Origin of the sequence: Pseudoxanthomonas sp. F37, from assembly GCF_022965755.1 — a bacterium.
In the GTDB taxonomy this organism is placed as follows: Bacteria; Pseudomonadota; Gammaproteobacteria; order Xanthomonadales; family Xanthomonadaceae; genus Pseudoxanthomonas_A.
In genome coordinates this window covers 3,129,406-3,151,694 of the sequence record NZ_CP095187.1, presented here as the reverse complement: position 1 = coordinate 3,151,694, position 22,289 = coordinate 3,129,406, and the positions used below count along the sequence as shown (strand labels likewise).

The 22,289-nt window shown below is 68.2% G+C and carries 21 protein-coding genes and 1 pseudogene; 14 read left to right on the top strand and 8 right to left on the bottom strand.

Features of this window, described 5'->3' with window-relative positions:
* The first annotated feature begins 86 nt into the window (after window positions 1-86).
* The 7 genes from MUU77_RS14880 (at window position 87) to MUU77_RS14850 (ending at window position 5,785) form a co-directional block, all read left to right on the top strand.
* Window positions 87-1,052, top strand: a complete 966-nt coding sequence (locus MUU77_RS14880; protein WP_245088437.1) for an SPFH domain-containing protein — start codon at window positions 87-89, stop codon at window positions 1,050-1,052.
* A 1-nt stretch (window position 1,053) separates the two neighbouring features.
* On the top strand, window positions 1,054-1,485 hold the full coding sequence (locus MUU77_RS14875; RefSeq protein ID WP_245088435.1) for an NfeD family protein: 432 nt from the start codon (window positions 1,054-1,056) through the stop codon (window positions 1,483-1,485).
* A 1-nt stretch (window position 1,486) separates the two neighbouring features.
* Complete coding sequence (locus MUU77_RS14870) at window positions 1,487-2,002, top strand: hypothetical protein (RefSeq protein ID WP_245088433.1); 516 nt, start codon at window positions 1,487-1,489, stop codon at window positions 2,000-2,002.
* Window positions 2,003-2,066: 64 nt separating this feature from the next.
* Window positions 2,067-3,188, top strand: a complete 1,122-nt coding sequence (gene gcvT, locus MUU77_RS14865; protein WP_245088431.1) for a glycine cleavage system aminomethyltransferase GcvT — start codon at window positions 2,067-2,069, stop codon at window positions 3,186-3,188.
* 85 nt (window positions 3,189-3,273) lie between these two features.
* A complete protein-coding gene (gcvH, locus tag MUU77_RS14860; RefSeq protein ID WP_162108977.1) occupies window positions 3,274-3,669 on the top strand; it encodes a glycine cleavage system protein GcvH in 396 nt (131 codons plus the stop codon).
* 1,032 nt (window positions 3,670-4,701) lie between these two features.
* Window positions 4,702-5,136, top strand: coding sequence for a hypothetical protein (locus tag MUU77_RS14855; RefSeq protein ID WP_245088429.1), 435 nt, complete (start codon window positions 4,702-4,704; stop codon window positions 5,134-5,136).
* Window positions 5,137-5,251: 115 nt separating this feature from the next.
* Window positions 5,252-5,785 (top strand): SRPBCC family protein, encoded by a 534-nt coding sequence (locus tag MUU77_RS14850; protein WP_245088427.1) that lies wholly within the window; start codon window positions 5,252-5,254, stop codon window positions 5,783-5,785.
* A 43-nt stretch (window positions 5,786-5,828) separates the two neighbouring features.
* Here MUU77_RS14850 and MUU77_RS14845 read toward each other — a convergent pair whose 3' ends face one another.
* Window positions 5,829-7,196, bottom strand: a complete 1,368-nt coding sequence (locus tag MUU77_RS14845) for a serine hydrolase domain-containing protein (protein WP_245088425.1) — start codon at window positions 7,194-7,196, stop codon at window positions 5,829-5,831.
* Here MUU77_RS14845 and MUU77_RS14840 point away from each other — a divergent pair.
* Window positions 7,195-7,413: a hypothetical protein gene (locus MUU77_RS14840; protein ID WP_245088423.1), complete on the top strand. Its 219-nt coding sequence runs from the start codon at window positions 7,195-7,197 to the stop codon at window positions 7,411-7,413. The two genes, MUU77_RS14845 and MUU77_RS14840, sit on opposite strands and share 2 nt — an antisense overlap.
* 136 nt (window positions 7,414-7,549) lie before the next feature.
* On the opposite strand, the gene MUU77_RS14835 is transcribed toward MUU77_RS14840, so the two are convergent.
* A complete protein-coding gene (locus MUU77_RS14835) occupies window positions 7,550-9,202 on the bottom strand; it encodes a choline dehydrogenase (RefSeq protein ID WP_245094531.1) in 1,653 nt (550 codons plus the stop codon).
* A 214-nt stretch (window positions 9,203-9,416) separates the two neighbouring features.
* Here MUU77_RS14835 and MUU77_RS14830 point away from each other — a divergent pair, with 214 nt between their 5' ends.
* Both MUU77_RS14830 and MUU77_RS14825 read left to right on the top strand, forming a co-directional pair.
* Window positions 9,417-10,784: an MFS transporter gene (locus tag MUU77_RS14830; RefSeq protein WP_245088422.1), complete on the top strand. Its 1,368-nt coding sequence runs from the start codon at window positions 9,417-9,419 to the stop codon at window positions 10,782-10,784.
* A gap of 49 nt (window positions 10,785-10,833) precedes the next feature.
* Window positions 10,834-11,184, top strand: coding sequence for a DUF1304 domain-containing protein (locus tag MUU77_RS14825; RefSeq protein ID WP_245088421.1), 351 nt, complete (start codon window positions 10,834-10,836; stop codon window positions 11,182-11,184).
* Between the two features lie 117 nt (window positions 11,185-11,301).
* On the opposite strand, the gene MUU77_RS14820 is transcribed toward MUU77_RS14825, so the two are convergent.
* The 3 genes and pseudogenes from MUU77_RS14820 to MUU77_RS14810 form a co-directional block, all read right to left on the bottom strand.
* Window positions 11,302-11,781, bottom strand: coding sequence for a hotdog fold domain-containing protein (locus MUU77_RS14820; RefSeq protein ID WP_245088420.1), 480 nt, complete (start codon window positions 11,779-11,781; stop codon window positions 11,302-11,304).
* A 64-nt stretch (window positions 11,782-11,845) separates the two neighbouring features.
* Window positions 11,846-14,323 carry an acyl-CoA dehydrogenase gene (locus MUU77_RS14815; protein ID WP_245088419.1) on the bottom strand — a complete coding sequence of 826 codons (2,478 nt, stop codon included), beginning with the start codon at window positions 14,321-14,323 and terminating at the stop codon, window positions 11,846-11,848.
* A pseudogene (locus MUU77_RS14810) lies at window positions 14,320-15,278 on the bottom strand (alpha/beta hydrolase). The gene MUU77_RS14815 and the pseudogene MUU77_RS14810 overlap by 4 nt, the downstream one beginning before the upstream one ends.
* Before the next feature lie 145 nt (window positions 15,279-15,423).
* On the opposite strand from MUU77_RS14810, the gene MUU77_RS14805 reads away from it, so the two are divergent.
* On the top strand, window positions 15,424-16,023 hold the full coding sequence (locus tag MUU77_RS14805; protein WP_245088418.1) for a TetR/AcrR family transcriptional regulator: 600 nt from the start codon (window positions 15,424-15,426) through the stop codon (window positions 16,021-16,023).
* A gap of 63 nt (window positions 16,024-16,086) precedes the next feature.
* Here the strand turns inward: MUU77_RS14805 and MUU77_RS14800 are convergent, their stop codons facing one another.
* From MUU77_RS14800 to MUU77_RS14790, 3 genes are all read right to left on the bottom strand, one after another.
* The gene (locus MUU77_RS14800) at window positions 16,087-16,275 is read right to left on the bottom strand and encodes a hypothetical protein (protein ID WP_245088417.1); all 189 of its coding nucleotides are present in this window, start codon (window positions 16,273-16,275) and stop codon (window positions 16,087-16,089) included.
* A 75-nt stretch (window positions 16,276-16,350) separates the two neighbouring features.
* Window positions 16,351-17,178 (bottom strand): DUF2145 domain-containing protein, encoded by an 828-nt coding sequence (locus tag MUU77_RS14795; RefSeq protein ID WP_245088416.1) that lies wholly within the window; start codon window positions 17,176-17,178, stop codon window positions 16,351-16,353.
* Window positions 17,171-17,617 (bottom strand): hypothetical protein, encoded by a 447-nt coding sequence (locus tag MUU77_RS14790; RefSeq protein ID WP_245088414.1) that lies wholly within the window; start codon window positions 17,615-17,617, stop codon window positions 17,171-17,173. The genes MUU77_RS14795 and MUU77_RS14790 overlap by 8 nt, the downstream gene beginning before the upstream one ends.
* Window positions 17,618-17,724: 107 nt before the next feature.
* On the opposite strand from MUU77_RS14790, the gene MUU77_RS14785 reads away from it, so the two are divergent.
* The 3 genes from MUU77_RS14785 (at window position 17,725) to MUU77_RS14775 (ending at window position 22,268) form a co-directional block, all read left to right on the top strand.
* Complete coding sequence (locus MUU77_RS14785; protein ID WP_245088412.1) at window positions 17,725-18,468, top strand: helix-turn-helix transcriptional regulator; 744 nt, start codon at window positions 17,725-17,727, stop codon at window positions 18,466-18,468.
* Window positions 18,469-18,712: 244 nt separating this feature from the next.
* Window positions 18,713-20,503: a phosphoenolpyruvate carboxykinase (GTP) gene (locus tag MUU77_RS14780; protein WP_245088410.1), complete on the top strand. Its 1,791-nt coding sequence runs from the start codon at window positions 18,713-18,715 to the stop codon at window positions 20,501-20,503.
* A 127-nt stretch (window positions 20,504-20,630) separates the two neighbouring features.
* Window positions 20,631-22,268 carry an NAD+ synthase gene (locus MUU77_RS14775; RefSeq protein WP_245088407.1) on the top strand — a complete coding sequence of 546 codons (1,638 nt, stop codon included), beginning with the start codon at window positions 20,631-20,633 and terminating at the stop codon, window positions 22,266-22,268.
* The last annotated feature ends 21 nt before the right edge of the window (window positions 22,269-22,289 follow it).

The following is a 22,289-nucleotide window of genomic DNA, read 5'->3' as shown; positions in this document are numbered from 1 at the left end:
GTCGCAGGGTTGCGGAAGTTCCCGCGCACGGCGCCGGGACCGCCCATGCCTATAATCGGACCATCGTCACAGGCAGGGGGTCAGCGATGGAGTTCGGTCTTTCCACATTGGTGGTGGCGGCGGTGGTGCTGTTCATCGTGGTCACCTTCTTCAAGGGTGTCCGGGTGGTGCCGCAGGGCTACGAGTTCACGGTGGAGCATTTCGGCAGGTACACCCACACCATGTCCCCCGGCCTGCACTTCCTGATCCCGTACATGCAGAGCATCGGCCGCAAGGTCAACATGATGGAGCAGGTGTTCGAAGTGCCGTCGCAGGACGTCATCACCAAGGACAACGCGGTGGTGAAGGTGGACGGCGTGGTCTTCTTCCAGGTGCTGGACGCGGCCAAGGCGGCGTATGAAGTGTCCAGCCTGGACCAGGCGATGATCGCGCTGGTGCAGACCAACATCCGCACCGTGATCGGCTCGATGGACCTGGACGAGTCGCTCAGCCAGCGCGAGACCATCAACGCCAAGCTGCTGGGCGTGGTGGACCATGCGACCAGTCCCTGGGGCGTGAAGGTCAACCGCATCGAGATCAAGGACATCCAGCCGCCGCGCGACCTGGTGGACGCGATGGCCCGGCAGATGAAGGCCGAGCGCGACAAGCGTGCCTCCATCCTCGAGGCGGAGGGCGCGCGCGCCTCGGAGATCCTGCGCGCCGAAGGCGAGAAGCAGAGCGCCATCCTGGAAGCCGAGGGCAAGCGCGAAGCCGCCTACCGCGAAGCCGAGGCGCGCGAGCGCCTGGCCGAGGCCGAGGCCAAGGCCACCGAACTGGTGTCCAATGCCATCGCCCAGGGCGACGTGCAGGCGATCAACTACTTCATCGCGCAGAAGTACGTGGAAGCCTTCAAGGAGTTGGCGACGGCGCCGAACCAGAAGTTTGTGCTGATGCCGATGGAGGCCAGCGGCGTGATCGGCTCCATCGCCGGCATTGCCGAACTGGCCAAGGAGGCGCTGACCAAGCAGCAGGTGGTGGCGCCAGCGCGTCCGCCGCGCGTGCCGGGAGCCTGACATGAGCTTCAAGTTCGCGTTCTGGGCGATCGGGGCGCTGGTGCTGTTCGCCGCGGAGGCGATGGTGCCGGGCGCGTTCATGCTGTGGTTCGGCTTCGCCGCGGTGGCGATGGCGGTGGTGGTGCTGGTGGCGCCCGGGCTGGGCTGGCTGGCGCAGGCGGTGCTGTTTTCGGTGCTGGCGCTGATCTCGGTGGCGGTCTATCGCAGGTGGTTCCGGGGCAAGGGGCGGCAGAGCGACAAGCCGCTGTTGAACCGGCGCGCCGAACAGCTGGTGGGCAGCGTGGCCGTGCTCGACCAGGCCATCGAAGGAGGGCGCGGCCGGGTGAAGATCGACGATGCGTTCTGGACGGTGGAAGGCCCGGACTTGCCGGTGGGCGTGCGGGTGCGCGTGATCGCCGTGAACGGCATGACGTTGAAGGTGCAGGAGGCCTGAGGTGGGTTCGAGCACGCTGGCATGGTCGATGTCGCTGCTGGCGCCGCTGTCGGTGACGGCGGCCGACCTGATCGGTCGGGTCATGCCGCCCTATCCCGCCGGCCTGGACGAACTGGGCGGGAGTTGCGTCTCCGATCCGGTCGAACCCGCCCGCGTCTGCGACTACTCGGTCGGCGTGCTGGCCTCGCCTTCCACCACGGACGGCGGCGAACCCGTCCCGCGCTTCGTCGTTGCCGGCCAACTGGCCGGTCGCGACGGTGCCCGCGCACAGTGGCGCATCACCGACGCGCTGCCGTATCCGGCCGGCCGCCCCGGCTATTACCTTCAGTTCGGCACGTGCCGGGTCAACGGACGCGACGATGCGCGCGTGGCCGCCATCGTGCGGCAGCACGACACCTCGACCGAATGGCTGAAGGACGTCGCCTGGGCCGGGCGCCTGCGCCTGCCGGATGCGCGCTTCGATGTGCTGGACGCGCGCACGGTCGATTGCGTCAACGAGGCCTACTACGGCCTGTGATGGGGGGCGCACCGCACTGGGGCGTTCTGGGATAATGCGCTTCTTTGCCGCCCCGGAAGCCGCCATGACCCAGAAGACCCTCCTCAACGAAACCCATCGCGCGCTGGGCGCCAAGATGGTCGACTTCGGCGGCTGGGACATGCCGATCCACTACGGTTCGCAGATCGAAGAACACCACCAGGTGCGCCGCGATGCCGGCATGTTCGACGTCAGCCACATGACCGTGGTGGACCTGCGCGGGCCGCGGGCCCGCGAGTTCCTGCGCCAGCTGGTGGCCAATTCGGTGGACAAGCTGCAGAAGCCGGGCAAGGCGCTGTACACGACCATGCTCAACGAGCAGGGCGGAGTGGTCGACGATCTGATCGTCTACTTCATGGACGAGGCCTTCTTCCGCCTGGTCGTCAACGCCGCCACCCGCGAGAAGGACCTGGCGTGGATCGGTGCCCATGCCGCCGCGTTCGACGTGCAGGTCAGCGAGCGCCCCGACTTCGCCATGATCGCCGTGCAGGGCCCGGCCGCGCGCGAGCGCGTGCACGGCCTGCTGCGCGAGGAGGACCGGACGAAGGTGGGCAAGCTGACCCGCTTCTCCGCCACCGATGCCTCCACCGCGGCCGGCGTGCCGCTGTTCGTCACCCGCACCGGCTACACCGGCGAGGACGGCTACGAGATCGTGCTGCCGGGAAGCGAGGCGGTCGCGTTCTGGAATGCGCTGCTGGCCGCCGGGGTGAAGCCGGCCGGCCTGGGTGCGCGCGACACGCTGCGGCTGGAAGCCGGCATGAACCTCTACGGGCAGGACATGGACGAAACCGTCTCGCCCTACGAGGCGGCCCTGGCCTGGACGGTCGCGCTGGACGAGCACCGCCCGTTCGTGGGCCGCGCGGTCCTGGAAGCGCAGAAGGCCGCGGGGGCGCCGCGGCAGATGATCGGCCTGGTGATGGACGAGAAGGGCGTGTTGCGTCACGGACAGAAGGTGCTCACGCCGCGCGGCGAGGGCGAGATCCTGTCGGGCACCTTCTCGCCGACGCTGGGCAAGGCCATCGCCTTCGCGCGGGTTCCCGCCGGCGACATCGCGCTGGGCGCGGCCGGCGACGTACGCGTGGACATCCGCGGCAGGGAAGTACCGGTGCGCGTGGTCAAGTTCCCGTTCGTGCGCGACGGTCAGGCCCAGCCGGGCGTGCTGGAATGAATCGCAGGCTGCCATCTTCACCTGTGGCTTACTCCGCTAAACTATCGTTCCCATCCCGACCTACCGCACCGATCCGGAGTACCCCATGAGTGAGATTCCCGGCGATCTGAAGTTCCTCAAGTCCCACGAATGGGCCCGCCTCGAGAGCGACGGTCGCGTCACCGTCGGCATCTCCGACCATGCGCAGGGCCTGTTGGGCGACCTGGTCTATGTCGAACTGCCCAACGTCGGCGATCGCATCGAAGCCGGCAACGCCAGCGCCGTGGTCGAGTCGGTCAAGGCCGCCTCCGACGTGTACAGCCCGGTCACCGGCAAGGTCGTGGAAGTCAACGCGGCGCTGTCGGACAAGCCGGAGACGATCAACGAGGATGCCTACGGCGAAGGCTGGATCTTCGTGATCGAGGCCGAGGAGCCCGACCAGCTCAACGAGCTGCTCTCGCCCGACGACTACGCCGAACTGATCGAAGACGAAGACCACTGAGCGGCCTACCGGCTGTCCCCTGGCGGGGAACCGGCGGCGAGGGAGCCCATCTCCCTCGTTGCCGGTTCCCCGCTTCGTTTCCGCGGTCGTGGATGCCGGCCGCAGGACGGCTCCGCGCGTGGACACCGGAGCGGAGTGTCCGGCGAGCGCATGCAACCCCTCGGCCCAGCGCGGACTGCGGACGCATGCGGGCCGCGGAGGACGGGGCGGAATCGCCGGTACACATCGATGGCGGAGGTGATGGCGCCGTCGATCAGCGGCCATGCGAGCGCGCGACGGCGATGATGCGGAGGCGTCGGACATGCCGACGCGGTGGTCGCGGGAGAGGAAAAAGTTTGCGCAGTTCGGCGCATTCGGGCTTGTGCGACGCGAAATCCGATGCCTTTCCGGAAAATTTTTTTAGCTCGCGTTCAAGCCTGCGGATCGCTCGCCGCTGCCGCCGCCAGGTGCGCGCATCCACCTTCCTCCTTGTCGTTGCGCGTACCCCCGTTGAAAGAAAAGGCGCGTTTTCCCGATGTTTTTTTCATGCGTGTGTCGCGTCGCCGCGAACGGTGCCCGCTCGAAGGCGACGGTACCGGCGCGCCGATCGTTCGCCATCGCCATCCGGTCCGGACAGCGGGGCGGAAAAAAGTTGCGCGAAGGTGTTGACACCTCGAAAAACCGTGATTAGGTTTCGCCCCAAGCAGAGCATGCTGCGGAAGCGAGTGAGTCGAATCAACACGACAGCGCGAGAGACAACACAGTCCATCGTCACCCGGATCGGGGTGGACGCAGGCCTCGCTTCCCCCGCAGAAACGCAACGCCCCCTTTCCATGACACCCGCATCGCCCGGCGACGCGGGTGTTTTCTTATTTGTAGGGAGCCGGGTTTCGCACGCCCGGCCCCTGGGGAATCCGTATCGCCGCGCGTGTCGCGGCAGCGGCTGCCGACGGGTCCGATCCCCGCGGCGTTTCTTGCAGCTGGGCCTGCCCTCGGGCAGATGTGCTGTAGCCAGACGTAAAACACCATAGTTCACAGACGAGGAGCCATCACATGGCAATGAAGAAAGCTGCGAAGAAGAAACCGGCCGCCAAGAAGGCCGCCAAGAAGGCCACCAAGAAGTCGGCTGCCAAGAAGACCGTGAAGAAGGCCGCCAAGAAGGTCGCCAAGAAGGTCGCCAAGGCCAAGAAGGCGGTGAAGAAGGTCGCCAAGAAGGCCGCCAAGAAGGTCGCCAAGAAGCCGGCGAAGAAGGCCGCCAAGAAGACCACCAAGAAGGCTGCCAAGAAGGTCGCCAAGAAGCCGGCGAAGAAGGTCGCCAAGAAGGCTGCCAAGAAGACCGCCAAGAAGGCTGCCAAGAAAGTAGCCAAGAAGCCGGCCAAGAAGGCCGCCAAGAAGGCTGCGAAGAAGCCCGCCAAGAAGGCTGCCAAGAAGTCCAAGAAGAAAGCGGCCCCGGTCGCGCTGCCGGCCACCCCGGCTCCGCTGATCTAAGCCAACCCCGATTAGCCGTAACACCATGGACTCTCTCCCTGTGCCCAGCGGGGGGAGAGTTTTTTTATGGGCGAGCGGCTAGGCTACCGCCCTGGACCCACCCTGGAGCACGGGCATGAAGTTTTTCAGATGGACGCTGGCGACGATCGTCGCGGCCGGGCTGGTCTTCGTTGGCGGCGGCTTGCTGCTGCCGGCGACGACGCACGTCGAGCGCAGCGTCCTGATCGAGCGCAGTCCCCAGCAGGTCTTCGCCACCCTGGATTCGTTCGCGCGTTTCAACGCGTGGTCGCCGTGGGCCGAGTACGACCCGCAGGCCAGGTATACCTTCGAAGGCCCGGCGCAGGGTGCAGGCGCGCGCATGCGCTGGGTGGGCAACCGGGCCGTGGGTAGCGGCAGCCAGGAGATCGTTGCCAGCCAGCCGCACAGCAGGATCGTGGTGGCGCTGGATTTCGATGGCAGCCAGGCACAGGCCACGTATCTGCTGGAGCCGGAAGCCGGAGGAACACGGGTGACCTGGGCATTCGACAGCACGCACGGCCTGAATCCTTTCAGGCGATGGCTCGGTCTGCTGTTCGACCGGATGATCGGTGCGGATTACGAGAAGGGACTGGCCAGACTCAAGGCGCTGATGGAGGCCTCGGCCGAATAGCCCCGGCGCGCTGCGGGAGGGAGGCTGCAGCGCATACGTGCGCTCACCGGGGCGAGGCGGTGCTGCGTTGCGAGGAGGTGCCCGCGTCGTTGCGCTCGCGTGCCGGAGCGCCATCGGGCGACTCGGCCAGCAGCAGGTCGTAGTCGGCGGGCGTCTCGACCCACGGCTCGCCCGGCAGGCCCATGGCCCGGTCGAGGATGGTCGGCAGCAGGCCCGAGGGCAGCGAGCTGTCGCTGTTCCAGACCATGGCCACGCCCAGATCCTGTCCCGGCACCAGTGCCATCAGGCCGCGATAGCCCTGCACCGCACCGGCATGGAAGATCACCTGCTGGCCGGCGTAGTCGAACACGCGCCAGCCCAGGGCATAGCTCGCCGAGTGGACGCGCTCGCGGCGCCAGCCGCCGCGCATCTCGCCCGGCGTGGTCACCACAGGGGCATGCAGGGTGGCCAGCAGCGGCGCCGGCAGCACGTCAGGCCGGTGGCCCGTCTGCGCGATCAGCCACTGCGCCAGATCGCTGGCGCTGGCATTGACGCCGGCGGCGGGCGGCAGGCGGTAGTAGGTCGGTTTGGGCGTCAACGAAACCCAGCCGTTGCGACTGCGCACGTGCGGACGCGCCCAGCGCGTACTGCCCTGGATGCCGGCCAGGCCCAGGCTGGCGTCGTTCATGCCCAGGGGTTTGAAGATGCGACGATCCACCGCCTGGTCGTAGAACGTGCCCGACGCCGCGAACACCACGTCGCCGATCAGGCTGAAGGCGACGTTCTGGTAGGCATAGCATTCGCCGGGCGCGCACTTCAGTGGCGCGTAGGCGAGCTTGCGCGCGACATCGTAGTACTCGGCATTGGCCTCGATGTCGCGGTCGAAGGCGTTGTGCGCCTGCAGCCCCACGCTGTGGCTCAGCACATCCGCCACGGTCACGCGCGAGGTCGCCACGGGGTCGCTCAGCTGGAAACCGGGCACGTACTGGTTGACCTTGCTGTCCCAGCGCAGCGAGCCGTCCTGCACCATCAGGCCGGTCAGCGTACTGGCGAAGGACTTGGACAGGGACGCCAGGCGGAACACGGTATGCGCGTCGACCTGCTGCGGGTTGACCACATCGGTGACGCCGTAACCGCGCGCGCTGAGCACGCGCCCGTTGTGGACGATGGCCATGGCCAGTCCCGGCACGCGCTGGCCCACCGTCAGGTGCTCGGCCATCGTCTCGAAGGCGCGCACATCGAAACCGGCGGCCAGCGGGCGGATGTCCTGGCCCGCCAGCGCGGTGCGGTAGAGGCGCGGCTGGGTGGGGGACACGTACGGAGCGGTGCTGGCGGTGGCCACGCCGGAAACCGCGGCATCGGACCCGGTACCCGGCGATGTCCAGCGCAGCGGCGTCTGCGCCGTGGACGACAGGGTCAGCGGAAGCATCATGCCAATCAGGGCGATCCGCAGGGAATGCGGCGATCGCCGGCTCGTCTTCGGTTTCATCGTGCGTGACGCCCTGCGAAAGCTGGTGCTGTCCGGGATCATAACGCCGCTTTTTTCCATTGCACAAACCGCGGGAGGTTCGAGGGCCATGTCGTTCATCCTGCTGAAGATTGCAGATGTGCCGGGCGTCCCACTTCGGCACACGGTGCGCGTCGCCTGAATACGCGCAGGCGCGCGGCCGCATGGCGGACGCCTCGTGTGCACGTGCAAGTTCCGGGCCATGGATCCCCGTGGCGGGCGGTGCATTCGGCCCACTGCGGCGTGAAGACCGGCCACGCCGCCGGGGCGCGCCGACCTCAGCCGGCGGAGGCCAGCGGAATCGCCTCAGGCTCGGGTCGTGCCGGCTGAATGGGCGCGGCGGAGAGCACCGGCCGGTTGCGGACCAGGTCCGAAGCGCGCTCGGCCATCATGATGGTCGGCGCGTTGGTGTTGCCGCCGATCAGGGTGGGCATCACGGAGGCATCGATCACGCGCAGGCCTTCCAGCCCACGTACGCGCAATGCCGGATCCACCACCGCCCCATCGTCCAGCCCCATCCTGCAGGTGCCGACCGGGTGGTAGACGGTTTCGGCCTTGGCCCGGATGAACTCGATCAGTTCCGCGTCGGTCAGGTCGCTGCGGGCCGGATGGATGGGGGCGCCGCGGTAGGGATCGAACGCAGGCTGGGCGAGCAGTTCGCGCGCGAGCTTCGCGCACTCGACCATCATCTTCAGGTCGAAGCCTTCCGGATCGCTCAGGTAGTTCGCTTCGATGCGCGCATCCGCGCGCGGGTCCGCGCTGGCCAGCAGGATGCGGCCGCGGCTGCGTGGGCGCAGAAAGCAGGCATGGGCCGTATACCCGTCGCCGGGCAGGCGGTGGCGGCCATGGTCGTCCAGCATCGCCGGCACGAAATGCATCTGGATGTCGGGACGCTCGTCCGGCGCCAGCGGCGAGCGCACGAACGCGCCGGCCTCGGCGATGTTGCTGGTGCCGGGGCCGCGACGTCCGCGCAGGAAGTAGTCGAAGGCGGTCTTCAACTCGCTGGTGCGGTCGTAGGTCACCCGCTGGGTGCTGTGCTGCAGCGTGCAGATGTCCAGGTGGTCCTGCAGGTTGCGGCCCACGCCGGGCAGCGCGTGCCGGACGGTGATGCCGTGCGCTGCCAGATGGTCGGCCGGGCCGATGCCCGACAGCATCAGCAACTGCGGCGAGTTGATCGCGCCACCGCAGAGCAGGACCTCACCTTGGCATCGCGCGACGACCTCGTGGCCGCCCCGTGCATGGGCCACGCCGATCGCGCGGCCCTTGTCCAGCAGGATGCGCCGCACCAGCGCGCCGGTGACGATGTCCAGGTTCTGGCGACCGCGCGCCGGGTCCAGATAGGCCACGGCGGCGGAACACCGTGCGCCCTCCTTCTGGGTGACCTGGTAAAGGCCGAAGCCTGCCTGCGTGCTGCCGTTGAAGTCCGGGTTGCGGGCGTAGCCGGCCTGCACGCCCGCCTCGATGAATGCCGCCGACAATGCGTTGGTGTAGCGCAGGTCGGAGACATGCAGCGGGCCTTCGGCACCGTGCAGGGCGTCCGCGCCGCGGCTGTTCCGCTCCGAACGGCGGAAGTAGGGCAGCACGCTGTTCCAGTCCCAGCCCTGCGCGCCGGCCGTGGCCCAGTCGTCGTAGTCCTGCGGTACGCCGCGGATGTAGCACATGGCGTTGATGGAACTGGAGCCACCCAATACCCTGCCGCGCGGCCACCACAGGCGCCGGTCGTGCAGGTGCGGCTCGGGCGCAGTGTCGTAGTTCCAGTTCACGCCCTTCTGACCCACCAGCTTGGCCAGGCCGGCCGGCATGTGGATGAAGGGGTGCCAGTCGCGTGGCCCGGCTTCCAGCAGCAGTACGCGGCAGGCCGGGTCTTCGCTCAGGCGATGAGCGAGGACGCAGCCGGCCGAGCCGGCGCCCACGATGATGTAGTCGTACACATGCTGCCCGATGGCCAAGACCGGCCGAACCTAGCCGGGGGGGATAGAGCAAATGCTCTGTCGCGCCGACGCTCCCGCGCGCGTACGTACCGGCCTGCATCCGTCCCGCCTGCCTGTCGTGAAAAGGCTGGCGATGTTGCAGTGCATCGGATACCTTGCGCGCCACAGGCGGGCGGTGCCCGCGTCCCGATGATGCGATCACAGGCCGCGCCCCATGCACCCGTCCCCTCCAGCGACCACCCGGTTCGGCCGATTCCGCATGGCGATGACCGAGTCGCCGCCGCTGCTGTGGGCGTTCGTCTATTTCTTCTGCCTGCTCTCCGGCTACTACGTGCTGCGGCCGGTGCGCGAGGCGATGGGCGCATCCAACGATGTCCAGGCGGTGTTCCCGCCGGCGATGATCGAGTTCTTCGCCGCGCGCGGCATGGCGCTCAAGGACTTCACCCTGCAGGTGCTCTTCACCTGCACGTTCATCATCATGCTGTTGCTGCAGCCGGCATACGGCTGGCTGGTCAGCCGGTATCCGCGCCGGGTGTTCCTGCCGGCGGTCTACGGCTTCTTCATCGGCACGCTGCTGCTGTTCTACGTGCTGTTCGACAGCGGCATGCCCGGGCGCGGCATGGCGTTCTTCCTGTGGATCGCGGTGTTCAACCTGTTCGCGGTGGCCGTGTTCTGGAGTTTCATGGCCGATGTGTTCAGCAATGCGGAGGCGCGCAAGTACTACGGGTACATCGGTGCGGCGGGCACCGTGGGCGCGATCCTCGGCCCGGTGCTGACGCGCACCTTCGTCGAACGGATCGGCATTGCCAACCTGATGCTGGTCTCGGCGGGGTTCCTGGTGGTGTGCGTGTTCTGCCAGTTGCGCCTGCGCCTGTGGGCGGTCGCGCGCGAGCGCGAGCGCAAGGCGGTCAGCGGCGAACAGCCGATGGGGGGCGAGATCCTGGCCGGCCTGAAGCTCATCGCGCGCGAGCCGCTGCTGCGCTGGCTGGCTTGCCTGGTCGTCATGGGGGTCGGCGTGGGTACGCTGCTATACAACGAGCAGGCCGCGATCGTCCGCCAGTACTACACCGACCCCACCGCCAGCACGGCGTACTACGCGAGCATCGACACGGCGGTGAACGTGCTGACGCTGCTTGTGCAGCTGCTGCTGACACGCTGGCTCCTGCGCAGCTTCGGCATCGGCCCCGCGCTGCTGATCCCCGGCTGCGCGATCATCCTGGGCTATTCGATCCTGACCGCATCGCCGCTGCCGCTGATGGTGGCCATCGTGCAGGTCGTCACCCGGGCCAGCGAATTCTCGCTGGCCAAACCGGCGCGCGAGACCATCTACACGCGGGTCGGGCGCGAATGGCGCTACAAGGCCGGCGCTGCCATCGACACCGTCATCTATCGCGGCGGCGACCTGAGCTTCGTATGGCTGCACAAGTTCCTGTCCGCGTTCGGCTCCAACGTCGTGTTCGGCGCCGGCCTGCTGGTGGCCAGCGCGATGACCTTCAGCGCTTGGCGCCTGCTGCGCGAGGAATCCAGATTGCCGTCCGAACGTGCGACGGCGGGCACGTCCCCGGCGGCCACCAACGCCTGACGTATCCGCGCATAGCCGCTATGCTGCCGGCACACGACGGGAGGCGGGGATGGATGTGATCGCAGCGGTGCTGGTGGTGCTGGTGGCGGCGTTGCACGCCTGGTTCCTGGTGCTGGAAATGTTCCTCTGGACCCGGCCCGCCGGCTTGAAGACCTTCCGCAATACGCCGGAGAAGGCCGAGACCACCCGTGTGCTGGCCGCCAACCAGGGCCTGTACAACGGCTTCCTTGCAGCCGGCCTGCTGTGGAGTCTGCTGACCGCGCAATGGAACGTGGTGGTGTTCTTCCTGCTGTGCGTGGTCGTGGCCGCGCTGTACGGCGCGTGGAGCGTCAGCCGGCGCATCTTCTATGTGCAGGGGCTGCCCGCGATCGCCGCGCTGGCAGCCGTCTGGCTTCGCTGATCCGGCCCCGGCAACGATGATGGGGGAGCGACGCCAGTCGCGATGCCTTGCGTTGGTTCGTGCCGGGCTTCCGGACGGGCCGTTGGCGACTTGCATCGCTCCCACGACCGCGTTGCGTCAGTCGGCGCGTGGAGGCTTCGGCGACACCCACATGCCGATGCGGGCGCGGAACACGGGTTCGCCCTGGGGGTCGCTGACCACCACGTCCATCGGCAGGTCGTAGCCTTCTGCCGACTCGTGCGGCGGGAAGGCCGGCGTGGCGACGGCGTGCATGGTGCCCACGGCCTTCTTCAGGTATTGGACGGTCATGCCCTTGGGGATCCAGCGCATCGAGCGCGGGATGCTGGCATCGGTGGTCAAGCCGCCGACGAACTCGGCCAGGTTGCACAGCGCGATGGCGTGCACGGTACCCAGGTGGTTGGTGACCGAACGGCGGTGCCGGATGGTCGCCTCGCCGCGGCCGGGTTCCAGCCGCAGCATGCGCGGACCGATGCTGCCGAAGTAGGGTGCCTTGAAGCAGATCAGGCGCGAGAACAGCCAGTGGCCCAGGGGTTTGCGGCTCAGGCTGCGGTAGATCTTCAGGACGTCGGCGCTCATCGTGGGCTCCTGTCGCGACGACGGCGGGACATGCCCGCCGTCGTCGTGTCTTCCGGGGTGGACGTCAGGCCGCTTCGCGCGGCTGCCGCTTGTGCTGCGGCAGGTCGTAGTAGCTGGCGGCGCGCAGCTCGTGCACGTCGAAATCGTCCACCGTGATCGTATCCAGCGTGATCGCACGCAGTTCTTCCAGCTGCTTGCGCTCCTCCACGGTGATCCAGCCCTCGCGCACGCCTTCGTCCAGCTGCGCGCCGTAGTCCAGGGCTTCGATGTCCTTGGTCTTCAGCGCCTTCAGGAACTTGCGCTCCACCGGCTCGGCGGCCACGGCCGCGGCCAGGTAGCTGTCGATGCGGCCGCCGGGGTTGTTCTCGCACGCGGTCAGGAACACGCCCTGGCCCAGGCGGTCGCGCGCCTCGTTGGGCGCCATCAGCAGCATGGCGACGCGATGGCTCAGGCGGTCGCCTGGGGCCACGGCGCGACGACCGAACGGGAACACCACCGGCCACAGCAGCCAGCCCAGCGGCTTGATCGGGAAATTGCGCAGCGCCTGCGACAGCGCCAGTTCGATCTCGTAGGCGCTGTTGTGGAAGGCCCAGGCCAGCAACGGCTTGTCGGCTTCCGGCGCGCCTTCGTCATGGTGGCGCTTGAGCACCGCGCCCATCATGTACAGGTGGCTGAGCACGTCGCCGAGGCGTCCGGACAGCGATTCCTTGAACTTCAGCTTGCCGCCCAGCGCGCCCAGCGAGATGTCGGTGAGCAGGGCCAGGTTGGCCGCGTAGCGGTCGAGCTTGCGGAAGAACTTCTTGGTGTAGGCATCGCCCGGTGCGGCGCCGATCTTCGAGCCGGTGATGCCGAACCAGAACGAACGCACGGCGTTGGAGATCGCGCCGCCGATGTGCGGATACAGCACGGCGTCCAACTGCTGGATGCCGGCCTGGGTGTCCGGATCCTGCGCCGCGCGCATTTCCTTGATGATGTACGGATGGCACAGGATCGAGCCCTGGCCGAAGATCAGCAGGCTGCGGGTCATGATGTTGGCGCCTTCCACCGTGATGGCGATCGGCGAGGCCTGCCAGGCGCGGCCGGCGAAGTTGCGCGGGCCCAGGATGATGCCCTTGCCGCCCACCACGTCCATCACGTCCTTGGCGATGTCGCGGGCCATGTTGGTGCAGTGGTACTTGGCGATGGCCGACGGCACCGACGGCACGTCGCCGCGGTCCACGGCGGCGGCGGTGGCCTGCGACAGCGCGCTGATGGCATACGCCTTGCCGCCGATGCGGGCCAGCGCCTCCTCCACGCCTTCGAAGCGGCCGACCGACAGGCCGAACTGCTTGCGGATGCGCGCATAGCTGCCGGTGACGCGCGCGCCGAACTTGGCTCCGCCGCTGGCGGTGGAGGGCAGGGTGATGGAGCGGCCCACGGCCAAGCACTCGTTGAGCATGTTCCAGCCCTTGCCGGCCATCTCCACGCCGCCGATCAGCTGGCTCAGCGGGATGAACACGTCGCGGCCATGGATGGGGCCGTTCTGGAACGGCGAGTTCAGCGGGAAGTGGCGACGGCCCACGTCGACGCCGGGCGTATCGCGCGGCAACAGCGCCAGGGTGATGCCGATGTCGCGGGTGTCGCCCAGCAGGCCGTCAGGGTCGTACATGCGGAAGGCCAGGCCGATCAGCGTGGCGACCGGGGCCAGGGTGATGTAGCGCTTGTCGAAGGTCAGGCGGATGCCCAGCACGTTGGCCCCGTTCCACTCGCCCTTGCAGACGATGCCGTAATCGGGGATCGAGGTCGCGTCGGAGCCGGCGAACGGACCGGTCAATCCGAAGCACGGCACTTCCTGGCCGATCGCCAGGCGCGGCAGGTAATAGTCCTTCTGCTCCTGCGTGCCGTAGTGGTTGAGCAGTTCGCCCGGGCCCAGCGAGTTCGGCACGCCGACGGTGGAGCTGACCACGCTGCTGATCGAGGCGATCTTCTGGATGACCTTGTGGTGCGCCAGCGCCGAGAAGCCCAGGCCGCCGTACTGCTTGGGGATGATCATGCCGAAGAACTTGTTCTTCTTGATGTAGTCCCACAGTTCCGGCGGCAGGTCGGCATGGACGTGGGTGATCTCCCAGTCGTTGGTCATCCTGCACAGTTCTTCCACCGGGCCGTCGAGGAAGGCCTGTTCTTCGGCGGTGAGCTGCGGCTTGGGATAGGCCAGCAATTTGTTCCAGTCCGGGTCGCCGGTGAACAGGTCGCCTTCGAACCCCACCGAGCCGGTTTCCAGCGCGATGCGCTCGGTCTGCGACAGCGGCGGCAGTGCGCGGCGCAGGAAGCCCAGCGCAGGCGCGGTGACCAGCGGCTTGCGGATCGCCGGGATCAGCAGCGGCACGGCGATCGCCAGCACCACCAGCGCGGCGACCAGCGTCGCGGTGGGATTGGCGCCCAGCAGCCAGCAGGCCACCAGCAGGCTGGCGGTGATGGCGGCCCAGTAGGCGAGCCGGAGCCGGTGGTAGGCGGCGAACGCACCCGCCAGCAGGAAGGCGAGGAAGGGGATGGCGATGCTCATGGGGTTGCTCCGGACACGGATTCGGTTACATCGGATTCGGCATTGCCCGGCGCGGCCGGCAGGCCTGCCAGGTATTCCAGCACGGTGGCGGTAAATGCGTCGTTGTCGTCGCCGGCCACCATGTGGGTGGCCTGCGGCAGGTGCACGTGGCGCGCGTGCGGCACCAGCGTCTTGAATTCTTCGACGGTCTTCTCCGAGACCAGGTCGCTGCGCCCGCCGCTGATCAGCAGCACCGGGCACTGCACGCGGCTGGCGGCTTCGGCGATGGCGTCCTGATGCCGGGCGCTGTCGCGGGCCAGTTCGTCCACCAGGCGCGGATCCCAGTGCCAGCGCCAGCGGCCGTCGCTGCCTTCGCGCAGCAGTTCGCGCAGGTCGTCGGCGGATCTGCGCGTGCGGCGTTGCGGCTGGTAGGCCGCGATGGCGTCGGCCGCGTGCTCGAGCGAGTCGAAGCCGTCGGGAAACGCCGTCATGAACGCCAGGATGCGTTGCAGGCCGGCGTGTTCCCAGCGCGGGGTGATGTCCACCAGCACCATGGCGCGGAACAGACCCGGCCAGCGCGATTCGGCGATCAGCCCGAACAGCCCCCCATCGAGGCGCCGACCAGCACCGGCGGTTCCGGTTGTTCGCCTGCCACCACGATCAGGTCGTCGGCGAACTGGTCGCCGGTATAGGGCGCGTCGGGCGCATTGCGGTCCGAGTCGCCATGGCCGCGCGCGTCGTAGGCCAGGCCTGCATAACCGTGCGCGGCCATCGCCTGCCCGGTGCGGTTCCATGCGCCGCGGGTCTGGCCGAAGCCATGCGCGTACACCAGTGCGGGGTGGCCCTGGAGTACGCGCGGGGAGGGGAAGCGACGCACCGCGAGTGCGAAATCCCCTTGGCCGCTCAACACGCGATCCGACCTGCCGGCAGTCATGTCGGTAGCGGCGTCATGGACAGGAGAGGCGCTCTTCACCATACGGTCAAGTATGGGCTTGCGCATTTAGAGTAGTCAATCGGTTCGTGAAAGGCGTTTCGAATGCAACCGATTGATTTGGCTTTATTTGTTGTGCGTCGCAACATACATACCGCTACACACCGCGCCGTATGGTTAAATGCGGAACATGAATACACCCGGCCCCGAAAGCTCCCCCTCCACGCCCACCCGCAACGCGCGCCTGAGCGCTGACGACTGGGCGCAGGCCGCCCTCGACCTGATCGCGGAGCAAGGCGTCTCGGCCGTGGCCGTGGAACCGCTGGCGCGTCGTCTGGGTGTCACAAAAGGCAGTTTCTATTGGCACTTCCCCTCGCGCGACGCCTTGCTGCAGGCTGCGCTGGAGCGCTGGGAGGCCGTGGAGCAGGAAAGCATCTTCGGCAGCCTGGAACAGGTGGCCGATCCGCGCGAGCGCCTGCGTGCGCTGTTCCAGCTGGTCGGCCACGAGGTGAAGCCGCACATCATCTACAGCGAGCTGCTGAAGGCGCTGGACCACCCGTCCGTGCAGCCCGTCATCGACCGCATCTCGCAGCGTCGCCTGGAGTATCTGGTGGCGATGTTCCGCCAGGCCGGCCTGCAGCGTACCGATGCCACCCACCGTGCGCGCCTGACGTATGCGGCCTACGTGGGCTTCCTGCAGCTGTCGCTGCAGCTGCAGCAGCCGCGGATGACCTCGGAAGAGTTCGAGACCTACCTCGAACACGTCATCTCGACGCTGATCCCGACCTGATACGCAGGAGGGCCCTGGCCCACTGCGCATGATCCCCCTGTCGACGACGGGCCAAGGCCCGCCTTACGGCGTGGCCGGGGTCGTCCGCTTCAGCTCCGACAAGCGCACCACCACGTACGCCAGCAACGCCACTGCGAAGAACGCCAGCAGCATCCAGGCGATGCCCTGCAGCGTCTGGATGACGGTGCGGTAGACCTCCAGCACCCAGCGCTCGCTCGTCAGCGCGATGATCTGCGTCTTGTCCTTGTCCATCCGCGCCCACTGGAGCCATCCAGGACAATGGCGTCGAACGCGTCGCAACGCGCCCGTGTGGTGAACAGCTGCAGCTCACGCCGGCCCCATCGCCCGCTGCCGCACGCCACCGCGCCATTCCCGCTGCTCGCGCACATAGCCGCTGCGCTCCAGCCAGCGGAAGATCGAGCGCACGGTGATGACGGGGTAGTCGCCCGAGAGTCGCGTGCCGACCGGGTGGTCGGTGAAGTCGGTGTTCGCCGAGAACAGCCCGCCCAGCAGGCGCTTCGAGTAGGCGATATGCACCGTATCGGGCACGAAGCCGTCGCCCTTTGCAAAGGCGTAGGCGCTGCGGCGGTCGTAGATACCGCGGTCGGCGAGCGCAGCGGCCATCACTTCCACGATCCAGGCGGTGGAGTTCTGGTAGTCCTCACTGCCCGGCCGGGCGATCAGGTTGTAGCGCGGGTGATGCAGGCCATGGCGCGGTATCTGTTGCAGGCGCGCGGCCAGCCGGCCGGCGACCTCCGGCGGGAACCACACGATGCGCAGGTCCTGGTTCACCAGGTCGTCGGCGAAGAAGTTCACCAGCCCCTGCGCGTACAGGCCGGAGCGGTCGCTGCCGCATTCGTTGAGCAGGTGCACCACTGTCCAGCGGCCGTATGCGTGGTCGCGTACCACGAAGCCGGCATGGCTGTAGACCAGGCCCTGTTTCGACAGGTCGGTCCCGACGCGCGCGATCAGGGCGACCGGTGCGTCCACCTCGTCCAACTGCTGTGCCGCCAGCAGCGCGGTACGCGCGGCCTCGGCCACCTTGTACGGCGGCATCTCCAACTGTTTGCAGGCATTGCCCGCGCGCGCCGTCCCCGGCAGCGCGAGGGCGATGACGAGGAACACCGCGAGCGCGCGCAGCACCGGCTCACCCACCGTAGCGGTGGCTGTGGATGTGCGGCCGGGCGGCGTCGTTGGCGATGAAGCACAGCGCTTCACCGGCCGCACTGAGGATCCAGCCCGTGGACACGGCGGCGACACTGACCGCCGTCCCCACCGCGATGCCGAGCCGCTTGATCGCTTCCGCGCTCAGGTAGACCACGAACGAGGCCGCGCCCACCACACCCGCTGCGGCAACCGACACCGTCACCGCCACGCTGCCGGCCACCACCGCCACGCCGGTGACCACCGCCGAGGCGCCATGGCCCAGCGCATGGATCACCGCCACCGGCACTTCGATCGAGGCCTCCAGGCTGGCCTGGGACATCCGGCTGGCGCCGTCGGACTGCGGCGCCGCGTGGGCGGGCAGGGCCATGCCACCGGACAGGGCGGCGGCAAGTGCGAGGGTCAACGGGCGGGCGATCAGACGGTGCATGCGGGGTCCTCCGGGGTGCCGCAGCCTTGCCCCGGGCCGGGGCGCGGTTCAACCGGCATCGACGAGGTAAGCTCCCACGCAACACCCGGTATAGGAATGCGCTACCGATGGCCGTCTCGGTGGACCTGATCGATGCCCTGAAGCGCTGCCTGCGCGCGCAGGAACTGACCTACCGCGAGCTGGCCGCCCGCATCCGCATGAGCGAAGCAGCGGTCAAGCGCATGTTTTCCCGGCGGGCGATGAGCCTGCAGCGGCTGGAGCAGATCTGCGATGTCCTCGACGTGGGGCTGGCCGAACTCAGCGCCGAGGCCTCGCGCGGGCGCAAGCCGATGGCGCAGCTGAGCGAGGCGCAGGAGCAGGCGCTGGTGGACGACCCGCGCCTGCTGATGGCGCTGTTCCTCACCCTCAACCGCTGGCGCGAGGACGACGTGATGGGCCACTTCGGCTTCACGACGGCGCAGTGGACCGGGCTGCTGGTGAAGCTGGACCGGCTGGGCATCATCGAACTGATGCCCGGCAACCGCGGCCGCGCGCTGACCGCGCGCAATTTCCGCTGGCGCGCCGACGGCCCGATGGAGCGCTATTTCCGCCACACCCTGCTGACCGATTACTTCGCCGACGCCTTCGACGGCGAGCAGGACGCGCTGCTGCTGCTCAGCGGCAGCCTGAGCATCGACGGCGTGAAGCAACTGCGCCAGCGGCTGGAGGAAGTGGCGCGCGAGTTCGACGCCCTGCTGGCCCGGGACGCCACCCTGCCCGCGGAAGACCGGGTGGGGGTCAGCCTGGTGCTGGCGCAGAAGCCCTGGCTGCTGCAGCTGTTCAATCCCTACCGGCGCTCGCGCGAGGCGTAGGCGCCCTACAGGGCGCTGAACCTGTGGGAGCGGGCCATGCCCGCGATGCTCTTTTTTGGTTCATGGGAAAAGCATCGCGGGCATGGCCCGCTCCTACAGAATCCCTTTTTATTCAATTGGTTGCGATGGCCCTTGTCCGAAGGGAGACGTCCAGCCTTGTCCTGGCGTGCCTGTGCCCCGCGTTCTCCTCGTCTGAAGGACAAGACATTGGTATCATTTTGGTCTCACTTTCCGAGGGTGTGGCATGAACGCAGCGGTCGATGTTTTCAAACGCAACGAATTCCAGGGCAGTTCGCTGGACGCATTGAACGCCTGGGTTGCGGAGGTCGCCGCGCTCACCCGGCCGGACCGCATCCACTGGTGCGACGGCAGCGATGCCGAGAGCGCGCTGCTGACCCAGCAGATGCTGGCCGACGGCACCCTGCTGCCGCTGAATCCGGAAACCCACCCGCACAGTTGGCTGCACCGCTCCAGCCCCAGCGACGTGGCGCGGGTGGAACACCTGACCTTCGTCTGCACGCCGCAGCGGGAAGACGCCGGCCCCAACAACCCCTGGATGGCTCCGGCCGAGGCGCACGCGAAGATGGATGCGCTGTTCGCCGGCTGCATGCGCGGGCGCACGCTGTACGTGATCCCCTACTGCATGGGCCCGATCGATTCGCCGCTCTCGCGCTGTGGCGTGGAGATCACCGATTCGCCTTACGTGGTGGCGAACATGCGCATCATGACCCGCATGGGCGCGGCCGCACTGGCGCGCATCGAGCGGGAAGGGACGTTCGTGAAGGGCCTGCACTCCACCGGCGAACTGGACCCGGACCGCCGCTTCATCATGCATTTCCCCGAGGAGCTGACCATCAAGAGCTTCGGCTCCGGTTACGGCGGCAATGCGCTGCTGGGCAAGAAGTGCCACGCCCTGCGCATCGCCTCGCACCAGGCGCGCCACGAAGGCTGGCTGGCCGAGCACATGCTGATCGTCGGCATCGAAAACCCGCAGGGACAGACGCATTACATCGCCGCCGCGTTCCCGTCCGCCTGCGGCAAGACCAACCTGGCCATGCTGATCCCGCCGGAGGGCTACCGCCAGGCCGGCTGGAAGGTGTGGACCGTCGGCGACGACATCTGCTGGATGCGTCCCGGCGCCGATGGCCGCCTGTATGCGATCAATCCGGAAGCCGGCTTCTTCGGCGTGGCGCCCGGCACCTCGGACAGTTCCAACCCGAATGCGCTGGCCACCATCAGCCACCACACCATCTTCACCAACGTCGCCGTCACCGACGACCAGGAACCGTGGTGGGAAGGGCTGGACTCGCGCACGCCCGCGCTGGACTGGCAGGGCCGCAAGTACGACCCGGCCAACGGCCCGGCCGCACACCCGAACTCCCGCTTCACCGTCGCGGCCCGCCAGTGCCCCAGCTACTCGCCCAAGGCCGAGGATCCGCAGGGCGTGCCGATCAGCGCCATCGTCTTCGGCGGCCGCCGCGCCTCGCTGGTGCCGCTGGTGTTCGAGGCGCGCGACTGGACGCACGGCGTGCTGGTGGGCGCGGCGATGGGCTCGGAAACCACGGCGGCGGCCACCGGCGCGGTGGGCGTGATGCGCCGCGACCCGATGGCGATGAAGCCGTTCTGCGGCTACAACTTCGCCGACTACTTCGCGCACTGGCTGTCGTTCGACCAAGCTGGCGCGAAGCTGCCGAAGATCTTCCACGTGAACTGGTTCCGCAAGGGCGGCGACGGCAGGTTCCTGTGGCCCGGCTTCGGCGAGAACCTGCGCGTGCTGGAGTGGATGATCCGGCGCGTCGAGGGCAGGGCGGAGGCGGTGGAAACGCCCATCGGCCACCTGCCGCGCGCCGAGGACCTGAACCTGGACGGCGTGGCGCTGAGCGACGAAGCCCACGAGCTGCTGTTCGGCTTCGACCGCGCCGGCTGGCAGGCCGAGTTCGCCAGCATCGGCGAGTACCTGCGCGAGTTCGGTGCCCGCACACCGCAGGCGCTGAGGGACGAGCAGCAGCGTATCGCCGCCCGCCTGGCGGGCTGATTCCCCGCCTCGCGCATCGCTTCCTGCGCTGCCCCGCACGCGTCCCGGACGCGGCGGGGCTTTTTTCGCGCAGCGCCGGGTGCGCGGTCTGGGATAATGCCGGCGTTCGTTCCCATCGAAGGCCGACATGACCCAGATCCTCCGCATCGCCATGGCGCAGTTCGATTTCCCGGTCGGCGCGGTGGCGCAGAACAGCGACAACATCCGCCGCATGATCGCCGAGGCGCGCGACGAGTACGGGGCCGACGTGGTGCTGTTCCCCGAGCTGGCGGTCAGCGGCTACCCGCCGGAAGACCTGTTGCTGCGGCCGCGCTTCCTGGCCGATTGCGAGACCGCGCTGACCGGGATCGCGGCCACCACGCACGGCATCGTGGCCGTGGTCGGCTGGCCGCAGAGTGCGGGCAGCGTGGTCTACAACGCCGCCAGCGTGCTGCGCGACGGGGTGGTGGAGACCACCTACCGCAAGCGCGAGCTGCCCAACTACGCGGTATTCGACGAGCGCCGCTACTTCGACGTGGATCCGGACGGGGGCGCCTGCACGTTCGAGGTGAAGGGCGTGCCGCTGGGCCTGGTGATCTGCGAGGACCTGTGGTTTCCCGAACCGCTGGCCGACACCGCCAGGGCGGGTGCCGTGGCGACGCTGGTGCCCAACGCCTCGCCGTTCGACCGCGACAAGCACGCGCAGCGCGACGCACTGATCGCCGAGCGTACGCGCGAAACCGGCATGGCGCTGGCCTACCTCAACGTGGTGGGCGGTCAGGATGCGGTGGTGTTCGACGGCGCATCGGTGGTGGCGGACGGCGATGGCGCCGTGCACCCGGCGGCGGCCGCGTTCACCGACCAGTGGCTGGTGGTGGACTTCGACCCGGCCGCGCGCAAGTTCAGTCCCGTGGTGTGGATGGACGACGGCGACGAGAGCCGCGACGCGCTGGCCTGGCGCGCCATCGTGCGCGGCATCCGCGACTATTGCGGCAAGAACGGCTTTTCGAACGTGTGGCTGGGCCTGTCCGGCGGCATCGATTCGGCGCTGGTGCTGGCGCTGGCGGTCGACGCGCTGGGCGCGGAGAACGTCACCGCGGTGCGGTTGCCGTCGCGCTACACCGCGGGCCTGTCCAACGACCTGGCCGCCGAGCAGTGCGCGGCGCTGGGGGTGAAGCTGGAGGCCATTTCGATCGAGGCGCCGTTCAAGGGCTTCCTCGAGGCGCTTGGCCCGGTGTTCGGCGACCGGCCCGCCGACACCACCGAGGAGAACCTGCAGTCGCGCAGCCGCGGCGTGATCCTGATGGCGCTCAGCAACAAGTTCGGCGGCCTGCTGCTGACCACCGGCAACAAGAGCGAGTACGCGGTCGGCTACGCCACCATCTACGGCGACATGTGCGGCGGCTACGCGCCCATCAAGGACCTGTACAAGACGGAGGTGTTCGCGCTGGCGCGCTGGCGCAACACCGTGGGCGGCGCGCCGGTGATCCCGCCGGCCGTCATCGACCGCCCGCCGTCGGCCGAGCTGCGCGAGAACCAGAAGGACCAGGACTCGCTGCCGCCGTACGACGTGCTGGACGCCATCCTGTTCCGCTACGTGGACCTGGAACAGTCGCGCGACGAGATCGTCGCCGCCGGCTTCGACGCCGCCACCGTGGACCGCATGCTGCGGCTGGTGCGCATCAACGAGTGGAAGCGCCACCAGGCCGCGCCCGGGCCGAAGGTCTCGCGTCGTGCGTTCGGCCGCGAGCGCCGCTACCCGATCACCAACAAGTACGCGCTGTGAGCCGGCGACTGCGCCGCGCAC

Excerpts from the sequence above, each read along its gene's own strand:
- MUU77_RS14875 (WP_245088435.1), top strand. The coding sequence starts at position 1,054 with ATGAGCTTCAAGTTCGCGTTCTGGGCGATCGGGGCGCTGGTGCTGTTC.
- MUU77_RS14830 (WP_245088422.1), top strand. The coding sequence starts at position 9,417 with ATGCACCCGTCCCCTCCAGCGACCACCCGGTTCGGCCGATTCCGCATG.
- MUU77_RS14805 (WP_245088418.1), top strand. The coding sequence starts at position 15,424 with ATGAATACACCCGGCCCCGAAAGCTCCCCCTCCACGCCCACCCGCAAC.
- MUU77_RS14815 (WP_245088419.1), bottom strand. The coding sequence starts at position 14,323 with ATGAGCATCGCCATCCCCTTCCTCGCCTTCCTGCTGGCGGGTGCGTTC.
- MUU77_RS14855 (WP_245088429.1), top strand. The coding sequence starts at position 4,702 with ATGGCAATGAAGAAAGCTGCGAAGAAGAAACCGGCCGCCAAGAAGGCC.
- MUU77_RS14825 (WP_245088421.1), top strand. The coding sequence starts at position 10,834 with ATGGATGTGATCGCAGCGGTGCTGGTGGTGCTGGTGGCGGCGTTGCAC.
- MUU77_RS14845 (WP_245088425.1), bottom strand. The coding sequence starts at position 7,196 with ATGATGCTTCCGCTGACCCTGTCGTCCACGGCGCAGACGCCGCTGCGC.
- MUU77_RS14820 (WP_245088420.1), bottom strand. The coding sequence starts at position 11,781 with ATGAGCGCCGACGTCCTGAAGATCTACCGCAGCCTGAGCCGCAAACCC.
- MUU77_RS14840 (WP_245088423.1), top strand. The coding sequence starts at position 7,195 with ATGCCAATCAGGGCGATCCGCAGGGAATGCGGCGATCGCCGGCTCGTC.
- MUU77_RS14800 (WP_245088417.1), bottom strand. The coding sequence starts at position 16,275 with ATGGACAAGGACAAGACGCAGATCATCGCGCTGACGAGCGAGCGCTGG.
- MUU77_RS14785 (WP_245088412.1), top strand. The coding sequence starts at position 17,725 with ATGGCCGTCTCGGTGGACCTGATCGATGCCCTGAAGCGCTGCCTGCGC.
- MUU77_RS14780 (WP_245088410.1), top strand. The coding sequence starts at position 18,713 with ATGAACGCAGCGGTCGATGTTTTCAAACGCAACGAATTCCAGGGCAGT.
- MUU77_RS14775 (WP_245088407.1), top strand. The coding sequence starts at position 20,631 with ATGACCCAGATCCTCCGCATCGCCATGGCGCAGTTCGATTTCCCGGTC.
- MUU77_RS14850 (WP_245088427.1), top strand. The coding sequence starts at position 5,252 with ATGAAGTTTTTCAGATGGACGCTGGCGACGATCGTCGCGGCCGGGCTG.
- gcvT (WP_245088431.1), top strand. The coding sequence starts at position 2,067 with ATGACCCAGAAGACCCTCCTCAACGAAACCCATCGCGCGCTGGGCGCC.
- gcvH (WP_162108977.1), top strand. The coding sequence starts at position 3,274 with ATGAGTGAGATTCCCGGCGATCTGAAGTTCCTCAAGTCCCACGAATGG.
- MUU77_RS14880 (WP_245088437.1), top strand. The coding sequence starts at position 87 with ATGGAGTTCGGTCTTTCCACATTGGTGGTGGCGGCGGTGGTGCTGTTC.
- MUU77_RS14790 (WP_245088414.1), bottom strand. The coding sequence starts at position 17,617 with ATGCACCGTCTGATCGCCCGCCCGTTGACCCTCGCACTTGCCGCCGCC.